Annotated in this window: 4 protein-coding genes and 2 pseudogenes; all 6 read left to right on the top strand. The window is 66.3% G+C overall.

Features of this window, described 5'->3' with window-relative positions; all coding sequences use genetic code 11:
- Window positions 1-1,892: pseudogene (locus tag ABZ896_RS37540) on the top strand (hypothetical protein); the annotation flags it as partial.
- Between the two features lie 205 nt (window positions 1,893-2,097).
- A pseudogene (rsgA, locus tag ABZ896_RS37535) lies at window positions 2,098-2,529 on the top strand (GTPase RsgA); the annotation flags it as partial.
- A 193-nt stretch (window positions 2,530-2,722) separates the two neighbouring features.
- The gene (locus ABZ896_RS37530) at window positions 2,723-7,303 is read left to right on the top strand and encodes an AAA domain-containing protein (protein WP_360939207.1); all 4,581 of its coding nucleotides are present in this window, start codon (window positions 2,723-2,725) and stop codon (window positions 7,301-7,303) included.
- Complete coding sequence (locus ABZ896_RS37525; protein WP_360939205.1) at window positions 7,300-8,148, top strand: hypothetical protein; 849 nt, start codon at window positions 7,300-7,302, stop codon at window positions 8,146-8,148. Before ABZ896_RS37530 ends, ABZ896_RS37525 begins: the two co-directional genes overlap by 4 nt.
- A gap of 174 nt (window positions 8,149-8,322) precedes the next feature.
- Window positions 8,323-9,795 carry an ATP-binding protein gene (locus ABZ896_RS37520; RefSeq protein ID WP_360939203.1) on the top strand — a complete coding sequence of 491 codons (1,473 nt, stop codon included), beginning with the start codon at window positions 8,323-8,325 and terminating at the stop codon, window positions 9,793-9,795.
- 153 nt (window positions 9,796-9,948) lie between these two features.
- Window positions 9,949-12,162 carry a tetratricopeptide repeat protein gene (locus tag ABZ896_RS37515; RefSeq protein ID WP_360939201.1) on the top strand — a complete coding sequence of 738 codons (2,214 nt, stop codon included), beginning with the start codon at window positions 9,949-9,951 and terminating at the stop codon, window positions 12,160-12,162.
- The last annotated feature ends 428 nt before the right edge of the window (window positions 12,163-12,590 follow it).

The following is a 12,590-nucleotide window of genomic DNA, read 5'->3' as shown; positions in this document are numbered from 1 at the left end:
CCATGGCCCAGTTGCGCTCCACCCACGAACAACAGGTCCTGAACCAGGTCCGGTTGGTGCGGCTGGCCCGGATCGAGGAGGAGAGCCGTACCAGGGAGAGCCTGGAGGAGGCCCAGAAGGTCGCCGTCAAGCGCCGCGACCACTACAAGGGCCTGCTGGCCGACGGCTGGAACGGCTGGGAGAAGGCCTGGCTCGGCCTCACCATCGGCGCGATGGGCCTGGAGACCGCGGGCACCGTCCTCAACCTCCTCGCCTCGCCGATGTCCCTCATCCCCAACATCACCGCCGGTGCCTCCGGCTTCGGCGGCTCCCCGCACGTGACGCTCAGCGTCAGCGGCAAACAGGCCAGCGACGCCCTCGGCAAGACCGCCGACGCCCTCAAGGGCCTGTCCGGCATCGCGCAGATGGGCGCCGGCATGACCAACACCATCGGCTCCTACGAACGCCGGGCCCAGGACTGGAAGTTGCAGCTCGACCTCGCCGAGCAGGAGATCGTCCAGGCGGACCGGCAGATCGCCGCCGCGAGGGTCCGCGTCCGCATCGCCGAGAACGAACTCGTCGAACACGACAAGCGGATCGAGCACGCGGCCGGCGAGGACGAGTTCCTGCGCACCAAGTTCACCAACCGGGAACTGCACGACTGGACGGTCACCCAGCTGTCCGCGCTGCACTTCCAGAGCTACCGGCTCGCCCACGACATGGCCCGCCGCGCCGAACGCTGCTTCCGCTACGAACTCGGCCTCGCCGCCTCCGACTACATCCGCTTCGGCTCCTGGGACAGCCTGCGCAAGGGCCTGCTGTCCGGCGAACGGCTCGCCCACGACCTGCGCCGCCTGGAGACGGCGTACCAGGAACAGAACCGCCGCGAGTACGAACTCACCAAGCACGTCTCGCTGGCACAGCTCGACCCGGTCGCCCTGCTGCGGCTGCGGCAGAACGGCGAGTGCTTCGTCGACATCCCCGAGTCCGCCTTCGACCTGGACTACCCCGGCCACTACTTCCGGCGCCTGAAGACGGTCGGCCTGACCGTCCCGTGCGTCACCGGCCCCGCCACCACCGTCGCCTGCACCCTGACCCTCACCGGCAACCGGCTGCGCAAGGACGCCACCCTGCTGGCGGGGAAGTACGCCCGGGACACCGCGGGGGAGGACCCCCGCTTCCGCGACGAGATCGGCGCGGTCCAGTTGATCGCCACCAGTACCGCCCAGGAGGACCAGGGCCTGTTCGAACTGAGCTTCCGCGACGAGCGGTACCTGCCCTTCGAGGGCGCGGGCGCCGTCAGCTCCTGGCACCTGCGGCTCGGCAAGGACCTGCCGCAGTTCGACTTCGCGTCCATCTCAGACGTCGTCCTGCATCTGCGGTACACCGCGCGGGAGGGCGGCGCCGTGCTGCGCACCCAGGCGGCCACCGAACTGCGCCGGGGCCTGGGCGAGACCGCCCTCGCCGAGTCCCGGCGCGGTCTGTACCGGGTGCTCGACCTGCGGCGCGAGTTCCCGGACGCCTGGTACCGCTTCCTGCGCCCCTCCGGCACGGGCGACGACCAGCGGCTGGACCTCGGTGACCTCACCGCCCGACTGCCCTTTTTCACCCGCGGGTTCACCTCGCACAAGGCCCGGGGCGTCGAGATCGTCGTCCACCCCGCGGACCCGGCCCGCAGATACGAGGCCCAGCTCTCGCCCCTGGGCACGGAGCCGGAGGACCTTCTCCCGATCGGCCCCGACCCCATGTTCGAGGGACTGCACCGCGGCACCCGCGACCTGACCGGCACGGAGGCCGACCTGGACGACACCTGGACACTGAGACTGCGCCGCGCCGGGGCGACGGACTTCAGGTCCCTGGCGGTGGACGAGGTGACGGAGGCCTTCCTGATCATCAGCTACACGGTCGCCTAGGAGCCCCGAATATTCGGTGGCACGCGCGAGCGTGACTCCCTACGGTGGTCCCGGTACGAGCGAGTGAGCGACGAAGGGACGGAGGTGTCGACCGATGGCTGTCTTTGCGATGGGCGCTGCCCGCATCCAGTTCATCAAGTCCACCTCCGTGGCCGTCGGCTGACCTCATTTCCTTTCGCCGGGGCCACCCTTTGAAGGGTCACCCTTGACTTCCAGTTCTGTTTTCTCCGCTCTCGCTCCCTACGGCTGGGACGAGGCATGGGCGGACGCGTTCGCCCCCTACGAATCCGAAGGGCTCCTGCCCGGACGTGTGGTCCGGGTCGACCGCGGGCAGTGCGACGTCGTCACCGCCGACGGGACGCTGCGCGCGGACACCGCGTTCGTCACCCCGCACGATCCGCTGCGGGTCGTGTGCACCGGTGACTGGGCCGTCGTCGAACCCGGCGGCAACCCCCGCTACGTACGGACGTATCTGCCGCGCCGTACCGCCTTCGTACGCTCCACCTCCTCCAAGCGGTCCGAGGGGCAGATCCTCGCGGCCAACGTCGACCACGCGATCGTGGCGGTGTCGCTCGCCGCTGAGCTGGACCTCGGCCGTATCGAGCGGTTTCTCGCGCTGGCCTGGGAGAGCGGTGCGACTACGCAGCAGTGAGGCGCGCTGAGCGGCTCTGGAGTGAGCACGCTCGACAGCACTGGGCGCGCCCCAGGAATGCCACGCTATGCATTCCAGCCATTACAGTGCGTGGAACTAGACATTCCTGAGGCACTTGCCGCGCGGCGTGCTTGCTCGCCCCATCCTGGAGCGTTCGTCACCAGCTGAGGGGAGAACGGTGAACGCTCCACGACGCCATGCGAAAGATCCCGAGGTCATCGCGTCAACGACAGGTCTAGTGAGCTTTCTGCGCGAAATCGTGCAGAACAGCGCTCAACAGGTGCGTGACGATCGGGACCGGTCGCGCGAGCACATGTGGCTGACGCAACTACCTGAAGGCGTCCGCAGGCCGACCGTACGGCCTGACGGTCTGCTGATCACCTTGGACCATGTGCCGCAGGCCGCTCCGCCGCCCCTGCCTGATCTTCTGGAAGGCTGGGTGAAATCGGAGAGGATCGAGGACGCAGACGGCGGTGATCCCCCGCTCGCAGAGGAAGGGCCCGGGCAGGAACAGGAGCGCGACACCGACGGCCGTACATGGTGGGAGGAACGTACCGTCCGACGTGAAGACGCGGCCGAAGTGCTTCGCGCGTACGGCCCGTGGCTGGCGCGTTGGCGTCGCTGGGCGGAACGGGAGCGAGCGGACCGTTCGTTACGCGACCAGTATGAGTTCCTCTACCGGTGGCACCAGCAGCTGGCCCAGCAGGACGATCAGAGGGAACTCGTTCTGGCCGTAGGCCTGTTGACCTGGACGGACCCGAATGGTGAAGCGGTCCACAGGCATCTGGTGACCCATCGGGTGGAGACATCCGTGGAGCGTCGCACCGCGCGACTGTCGGTGCGTCTGGCTTCGGAGAGTTCCCTGCGGGTGGAAGACCGGGACTTCTTGGACAGCGACGACGGTTGGGAGCCCGAGCGGTCGACCGCCGTTGCCGAGGATCTCGCGGCGCGCTCACCTCACCCGCTGAGCGAGGTCGTGCTGGAGCAATTGGCGGAGTGGCAGGAGCGAGCACTGACTAGGCCAGTGGCCTTCAGTGCGGAGTGGAAGCCGCCACGAGAACCTGAACCGAGCGCCCGCCTCACCTACGCGCCTGCACTGATCATGCGCCCTCGGGACCGCAATGCGCTGCTTCGCTGCTACGAGCAGATTGCGGCGAGCGTGGCCACGGAAGGACATGCCCCGCTTGGGCTGGCGCAGCTGGTGATGCCACTCGACGAGGACCAGCGGGCCCACTGGACCGGAAGCGAGATGGCACCACTGCTCGGCGACGACCCTCTCTTCCCGCTGAAGACCAATGCCCAGCAGCGCGATGTCCTTCGGCGGCTGGAACAGGACACCGGCGTGGTGGTGCAGGGGCCTCCGGGGACCGGGAAAACACACACGATCGCCAACCTCGTCTCCGCGCTCCTTGCCCAGGGACAGCGTGTGCTGGTCACCAGCGCTCGTGACCAGCCGCTCACCGTGCTCCGGGACAAACTTCCGGCCGCTGTCCGGGATCTGTGTGTTCTGCTGCTGAGTTCGACCAGGCAGGATGGAACGGGGGAGCTGGAGCGCACCGTCAATGCCCTGACCGACCAGGTGGCGGCGACCGACATCGGGCGGCTGCGTACGGACATCGATCGCCTCTCCACCCGGCGGGACGAGGTGCGCGCGCGGATCTCCGCGCTCACCAGCGAAGTCGTCGAACTGCGCGAGGCCGAGACCCGTCAGCATGACGGCATAGCACCCGGCTACGCGGGCACGCTTGCGGCAATCGTGCAGCAGGTGCAGGACGGCGACTCCCGATTTGGCTGGATCGGAGCGCTGCCCGACGGCTCCGTGGGGGTCCCTCCGTTCTCCTCGATACAGGCCCAGGAGCTGCTGACACTGCTGCGCGAGGGTGCCGGCGGGCCACGAACAGGCGGTGCGCTGCCGACACCGGATGAACTGCCCCCTGCGGAACAGGTGGCCGAGGCCCTGGCAGCAAGCAGGCTGACGGACGACGGGCTGTCCGAGGCGACCATCGCCATCAGGAACGCTCTGGCCGGTCTCGATGCCTCGGTCCCGGATCAACTGATGTCGTCCCTCAGCGTCTGTCGAACCGCGCTGCACCGCCTCGGTGTGGCGGCATCGCCGGTGCGGTGGCACGGGGAAGAGTGGATCACCCGCGCGCTGGAGGACCGGCTGGCGCGCCGCAATATTCTGCTGTGGCAGCGGGTGACCGCAGGCGCGTCCGAGTTGGACGCCGTGCGGCGCGGGGTCGATGGTGTGGGGCTGCGACAGGTCGCGCTGCCCGAGAACCTTCCGAAAGACAAGGCCGGACAACTGGCCAGGTCGGGAGAGGCCCTCAAGGCGTATCTGTCAGGCGGCGGCCGACTCAAGACGCGCTTCGCTCACCGGGCACAGAAAGACGCCGAGGAACTGCTGGGCAGCTGCACTGTGGACGGACAGTCACCTCAGACTCTTGAGGAACTGGACGCTGTTCTCGCGCATCTTCAAGCAAACGCGGCCATCGCAGCGGTGGCGAGCCGCTGGGAACAGCTGGGCGTCCTCGTGCCTGGAGGCCCTATCGAGGTTCGACTGGCGGCATTGGCCGAGCGGTACGCGCAATTGGAACACGTTGACGCGTTCGGCGTGGCGCGGGAGCAGGTGGACGAGCTTCTCATCCGGAACGGGACGCATGTCGCTCTCACCTCACGCCAGGCCTGGCAGGACTTCGCCCAAGCGCTGGCCGCTCTCGGTGGGCGTCGCGCCGCCGATGAGGCCACAGCACGGCTGGCCGGCTGGGAGGAGCAGCTGCGTACGCCGGTGGACGGGGCGCATCCCGCCGCCGAGGCGCTGGCGGCAGCCCAGGCCATCCGGGACCAAGACGCCGAACGCTACGCCAAGGAGTTGGATGCCTTGGCCCTGGCACACACCCGGGAACACCGCAGGCGCCGGTGCTCCGAACTGCTGGGCGCCCTGCGGGCCGTACACCCCGTCCTTGCCGGTCGGCTGGCAGATGAGCAGGAGGAATCCGAGTGGGACGCGCGGCTGGGGGAGTTCGGTGAGGCGTGGGCCTGGGCCACCGCATCCCGGTTCGTACGGCGGCGTCGTACTCCTGGCCTGGAGCACAGGCTGGAGGGTGAACTGGCCGAACACGAAGATCGGTTGGAGCGCCTCACCGGAGAACTCGCCGGAGCACGGGGCCGGCTGTATTGCCTTGAGCGCATGACTCAGGACCAGCGTTCTTCCCTGCAGGCGTATCGCGCTCACATGGCCTCGTACGGCAAGGGTTCGGGTCGTCATGCCGCCACCTTCAAGGCGGCGGCGCGTGAGGCGATGGCCGTGGCCATGGAGGCCGTACCCGCATGGGTGACCCCGATCGGGCAGGTGGCCGAGATGGTGCAGGCGCGTAGGGATGCCTTCGACGTCGTGATCGTCGACGAGGCCAGCCAGGCCGGAATGGAGGCGCTGTTCCTGATGTGGCTGGCGCCGCGGGTCATCGTGGTCGGCGACGACAAGCAGTGCGCGCCGTCCGTGTCCGGAATGGGACGCACGCAGGTCATCCAGGACCGGCTCGCCGCGCATCTGCCGGACATCCCGCTCCGCCTGCGCCAGCTCTACACCCCGCACACCAATCTGTATCAGCTGCTGTCCACGTTCTTCCCCGAGGTCATCCGGCTCGGTGAGCATTTCCGCTGCATGCCCGAGATCATCGCGTGGTCGTCGAGGACGTTCTACGACGACAAGCTCATACCGCTCCGCCAGTTCGGCGGCGAGCGACTCGATCCGCTGGTGACGCACTACGTCGAAGGAGCCGTGACCAAAGGACGTGACGGCCGCCTGCACAACGCCATGGAAGCCGAGGCCATCGTGGAGTGCCTGGTGGAGCTGGTCGAAGACCCCGCCTACCGGGACAAGACGATGGGGGTGATCGTTCTTCAGGGGCAAGGGCAGGTCAGGTTGCTGGACGACCTCATCAAGCAGCGTCTGTCCGCACCGGTGCGTGAACGCCATGGCATTCAAGTGGGCAACCCTGCCTCCTTCCAGGGCGACGAGCGGCACGTCATCCTGCTCTCCATGGTGGTGACGGATCCACCGCGTATCGCGGGTGGCCATCCAAGCGAGCGGAAGGCCTACAACGTCGCCGCCAGCCGTGCTCAGGACCAGATGCGGCTCTTCTATTCGGTCCCGCGCGCCCGGTTCAAGTCCAATGACCTACGGCTCAACCTCCTCACGTACATGGAGAACCCGCCGGCGGCTCTGGCCTCCACCGATGCGCTCGGGCCGGTGACGCCCGACGTACGCACCGCCCCGTTCGACTCGCTCTTCGAGCAGCAGGTCTACCTGCGGCTGACGGAGCGGGGATATCACGTGATTCCGCAATTCCCCGCAGGGGAGAAGCGCATCGACCTGGTAGTGGTGGGCGCGCGCGGGCGACTGGCCGTGGAATGCGACGGAGACTACTACCACTCATCGGCGGAGCAGCTCCGGCACGATCAGCAACGTGAGCGTGAGCTCCAGCGAGTCGGCTGGGCGTTCTGGCGGGTCCGTGAGAGCGAGTTCCGCTACGACCCCGAAACCGCACTGGCCGATCTATGGGAGGAGCTGGAGCGGCGAGGTATCCACCCGGCCGACTACTCGTCGTCGCAGGCTTCGGGCGACTCGCAGAACGGCGCATGGGCTCCGGTCGACCTGTCCTCTGACGATGACCTTCCCGAGGATGACGACTCGGAGGACCAGGCCGAGGGATCCGAAACCCCCGACGCAGGCGACCCCACGGAAGGCGCGGCATGAGCGAGCAGCCAATACAGCCCGTCCTGGGGCGTCTTGACGCGAACACGTTGGAGGAGATCGCCCGTGTCATCTGCGGCGACGACCACCTCTACTACCGCAAGGGCTGGGAGATCGCCCGCTTCCTGAAGCACGCGGGCTGGGCCGAAGTTCCGGACTACGACGGGGAATACCGGAGGGAGTGGGTTCACGCCCGCCTCACCGAACGTCGAGAGGACCCCACCGAACTGGAGAAAGTGCTCCTTCGCCTCGGTGATCCTCTCGAGTACCTGGATGAACCGGAACAGCTCCCTGGGGTGGTCGCCGCAGTCAACTCCTTCCTCATCCACGAGGGCTTCCGCCTGGACACCCCGGGCGGTCGCCCACGCCTGGTGGCCTGCGATCCGGCACTGGCCCATCCGGGGCAGCATGCTCCGGCTGAATTCAGGGCCGTGATGACCGAGATCATCAAGGAACCGGACATGGCCGGGCTTCTTCAGCACCGGCTCGACGAGGCACAGACCTGCTACGCCAACGGCGCTCATGTCGCTGCGATCATCATGCTTGGAAGCCTTCTGGAGGGCGTCCTGGTCCAGGTGATCCAGGAACGAGACCGTGCCCTGCTCGGGTCCACATCACCGGACCGGGCGACGCTCGACGTTCTCATCAAGACGTGTCACCAGGCGGGTTGGATCGGAGCCGACATCGAGCGCTTCTGTCATGAGCTCCGCCGGTACCGGAATTATGTCCATCCGCGTCGCGAGATCCAGGAGGCCCACACCCCCGATCGCGACACCTTGAATGTGTCGTGGCAGGTCGTCAGCGCCGTTCTCAACGACCTGGCGACGACCCAGCCGGGCAGCCGCTGACGAGCACTGCAGTCGTCGTCATGGTGCCGCGATCTGCGGATCGGGGCACCGCGGGTGAGCATGCGCCTTCCGGCTTGCCGTTCACCCGCCACAACCCGGACTCCACAGGCGTCGCCATGATATAGAGGTACAGTTTATAGATGTGTAGTTCTATTGTCTGGGAGTCGAAGAGGCATGGACAAGCCCGTCGAGATGTTCGACCGCGACTACGAATGGTCGGCATTGACCCGGTTCATCGAGGATGAACAGCCCGGCGCGACGCTCGGGGTGGTCTCCGGACGGCGCCGACAGGGCAAGACCTTCTTGCTCGACGCGGCCTGCCGTGCAACGGGAGGGTTCTACTTCGGGGCGACAGAAGCCACCGATGCCGAGTCTCTACGGCGTATCAGCGCTGCGCTCACCGCGCATGTGCGCCCTGCCAGTCCGTACCACTTCTCCGACTGGGCCGAGGCCGTCGACGCGCTCCTCGCGCTGGGAGCGGCGCGGCCCGTGCCTGTGGTGATCGACGAGTTCCCGTACCTTGCCAAGGCGAATGCGGAGCTCCCCTCGATCATCCAGGAGGCGTTGCGGACTTTGCGTGACCAGCGCAGCGGTTCGCGCACCCGGCTACTGCTGTGCGGCTCAGCGCTGTCGTTCATGGGCAGGTTGCTGTCCGGCAATGCCCCCCTGCGAGGCCGGGCAGGGCTGGAGCTGGTCGTCCGCCCGCTCGACCATCGCTTGGCCGCCGAATTCTGGAACATCACAGACCCGCGCCTGGCCGTGCAGGTGAACGCGATCGTGGGCGGGACACCTGCGTATCGACGGGAATTTGCCCGTGGTGACACCCCGAACGGAGCCGAGGACTTCGACGACTGGGTCGTCCGGACCGTCCTCAACCCAGAGACCCCTCTGTTCCGTGAGGCCCGCTATCTGCTCGCGGAGGAGCCCGACCTGCGGGACACCGCCCTGTACCTCTCCGTGCTGGCTGCAGTCGCAGACGGCAATGCCACCCGCGGAGGTATGGCCGGGTACCTGGAGCGCAAGGCCACCGACATCGCGCATCCCATCAACGTCCTCGAAGACGCCGGCCTGCTGCACCGGGATGCCGACGTCTTCCGCGACAACCGTCCCACCTACCGCATTGCCGAACCACTGATCGGCTTCTATCACGCCATCATGCGACCGGTCTGGGACCAGTTGGAACGCCCCGGCAGCGCGGCCCGGGTCTGGCAGGCCAGTCGTCGCCGCTTCACGAGTAACGTCCTCGGCCCTCACTTCGAACAGGTCTGCCGGGACTGGGCGCTGCATCACGCCGACCCGGAACTGATCGGCGGTCTGCCCGCCCGGGTCGGACACGGCGTGGTGCACGATCCCAAGGCTCGCGTCGGACATGAGGTGGATGTGGCGGTCATCGGCATTGCCGATGGCTCCAAGCCTCCGCTCCTGGCCATCGGTGAGGCCAAGTGGCGCGACACCATGGGCATCGCCCACATCGAGCGCCTTCAGCACATCCGCGATCTCATCGCCCAAGCCGGACGCTACGACACCACCGGTACTCGGCTCATGTGTCTCAGCGGCGCAGGCTTCAACGACAAGGCGTACGCGGCCGCACAGGCGGACCCTTGTGTCCAACTCGTCGACCTGGAGACGCTTTACGGCATGGGATGAGCCTGCGGGGGCAGTTGAGATGGGCCCCCGTGGTTTCCTGTTTCCTATTCTCGCTGGAAACAGTAAACGGCTAACAACCAGGACCGGTCTGGGGGATGCTGATTCCATCGGGGCGGTCTGCGCCGTGAAGATGCTGAGGAGGTACCGGGGAGCGTGAACGAGGTCTCTCGCGATTTCGGCAGCGAACTTCGACGTAGGCGTTGCGAGCGTGGGCTCAGCCTGATCTCCTTCTCCAAGGTGATCTTCTGCAGCAAGGGCTATCTGAGCAAAGTGGAGAGGGGCCTGACGGCGGCATCCCATAAGTTCGCCAAGGTCTGCGACGATGCTTTGGCGGCGAACGGAGAATTGTTGGCACTCGTCAGTGGTGAAGGACCGAGGGCGGCGAGGCGCAGCAAGATGGGGGCTACTGTTGGCCTTCCCAGCCTGCCTTCCCACTTTGTGGGGCGTTCCGCGGAACTGGCTCGCATCGCCGACTATCTCACAGGCGATTTCGGAACCACGGTGTGTGCGGTCAGTGGTATGGCCGGAGTGGGAAAGACCACCCTGGCTCTACGAGGAGCTTGGGAAGCAGCGGATTCCTTCCCTGATGGATGCTTCTTCTTCGACTTCGGGGAAGAATCATTCGGTAGTTCGCGCGATGTTCTTGTTTCGTTGCTCAGATTGCTTGGCGTGCGCAATGAGGACATACCGTCCCGTCCGGACGCGATGGCCAATCTCTGGCGAAGTCGACTCAGAGGCAAGCGGCTGCTGTTCGTCCTTGACAATGTCCGTAGCGCGTCGGACGTCGCTCCGCTGCTTTCAGCTGAGCCCGGCTGCAGATTCCTTGTCACCAGCCGGAGGCGTCTGAGTGCTCTTGATGACGCAGTACACCTGTCTGTCGGAATACTGAGCAGCGCAGAGGCCGACGCGTTGTTCCGCGTGGTCGGAGGGGAACGGGCGGAGCACGCGGCAGACCATGTCGTCCGCGCGGTGGTCGAGCACTGCGGCCGGCTGCCGCTGGCGGTGCGTATCGCTGCCGCCAGATTCCGCGGCGGTCCGGCACGCACTGTGTCAGAACTCGAAGAGATGCTGTCGGACGAGGCTCACCGGCTCGAGCTACTGGATGACGGGGACCGCAGCGTCAACGCGGTACTGTCGGTGTCCTGTCGCGGATTGGCCGCTGAACAGCAACGGCTGCTCGCGTTGTTGGCACTGCACCCCGGACCGAGCGCCGACCTGCGCAGTGTCGCAGCACTGGCGGATACCGATCGGACTCGCGCCGCAATGCTGCTGGACAGCCTTGCGGATGTACATCTCGTGGCCTACGAGTCCTCCGATCGCATCGCCATGCATGATCTTGTACGTCAGTTCGCTCTGCGTCTGCTCTCTCTGCATATGACGGTTGAGGAACGGCACAACGCTGTTAGGCGGCTGCTTGAGCACAGTCTGCGCGTTGCCGTGGTCGCGGACAAACTACTCACCCCCCAGCGCTATCGACCGCCTGTCGTCCTTGATGACTTCCCTCCGAGGGCGGATCCGTTCAGCGACCGCGCGGCGGCGATCGGATGGCTCGAATCGCAGTGGCGCTGCCTTGTGGCGCTGTGCCGTATGGCCGCCGCGCAAGGGTTCCCCTCGCTGTGTTGGCAGTTGGCGTTTGTGTTGCGTGAATTCTTCTTCCTGGCGAAACTGTGGGGTCCATGGATCGAGACCCATCTGGCGGCGGTCGAATCGGCCAGGACTGCGGGTGCTCGCGCATGGCTGGCCATCACTTTGGGCAACCTTGGTGTCGCTCATGCGGACCGAGGAGATCTGACCATGGCCGGGCAATACTTCCGGCAGTCTTTGACCTTGTATCAAGACCTGGGTGACGAAGAAGGTGTCGTCAACACCATCTCGAACTTCGCCTGGACGGAACTCTATCTGGGTGAGTACAGAAAATCCCTGGATGGTCTGCACACGGCTATGAAACACTACCGACGGATGGGGAACAGGCGCAACGCTGCTATTGCGTTGCGTGGGATCGCGCTGCTGGAAGCAGAGCTGGATCTCTGTCCTGCCGCAGTGGAACACGCGCAGGAGGCTCGGGTAGAATTCAGCGCCCTGGGACTTGAACTGGACGTTGTGATGTCGGTGAACTGCGCAGCATGGGCCAAATATCGATCAGGTGACTACGAGGCTGCCGGTGTCGACTACGAGGAAGCCGTGGTTCTGGCCGAGAGCTGTGGAAGCCGGTATGAAAAGGCACGCTCCCTGACCGGTCTCGGCAACATTCGTCAGGCGTTGGGGCGTCGGCAAGAGGCTGCCGAACTGTGGGCGCAGGCCGACGCCCTGTACGGCGGGCTCGAACCAGTCATGCTCGGTGAAGCGCGTGTCCGCCTGGCTTCCTGACATGGCACGGAGTCTTCCCGGGCCGGAGCCCCGGCCGACGACGGCCGAGGTGCTCGCAGAACTCAAAGCCCTTCGTAAGGGCTTCGGCATCGAGGACTCCGCCGCTTTGAACCGTGCCGGTCATGCCCTGCGCCGTATTGCCGGGGTCACTCCTGCTGATGATTCGGCAGTACAGCGCTCCAAGCTCAGGGCTTGCTTGCTGGAGCTGATCGGCGCACTGCCCCCGGAGATGGCCCCACTCGGCAGGCGGGCGCTCGCTCTGGACGACTCTGGTGCCGAGCGATTCGGACAACGGTTGGCTCGTATCGCGGCACTGCTCGACCGCGACGCGCGTACCGCTCGACGACGCGTAGACGCGGTACTTGAGCGCCTGGCGGAGGAAGCGGTGGCCAGCCTCTCGAACCCTTCGAGTCGGTCCCCTGGATGCG

The sequence above is a fragment of the Streptomyces sp. NPDC047072 genome (assembly GCF_040643855.1).
In the GTDB taxonomy this organism is placed as follows: domain Bacteria; phylum Actinomycetota; class Actinomycetes; order Streptomycetales; family Streptomycetaceae; genus Streptomyces.
The sequence above is the reverse complement of the archived record's forward strand: the minus strand, read 5'-3'. Positions and strand labels throughout refer to the sequence as shown.

Excerpts from the sequence above, each read along its gene's own strand:
- ABZ896_RS37525 (WP_360939205.1), top strand. The coding sequence starts at position 7,300 with ATGAGCGAGCAGCCAATACAGCCCGTCCTGGGGCGTCTTGACGCGAAC.
- ABZ896_RS37520 (WP_360939203.1), top strand. The coding sequence starts at position 8,323 with ATGGACAAGCCCGTCGAGATGTTCGACCGCGACTACGAATGGTCGGCA.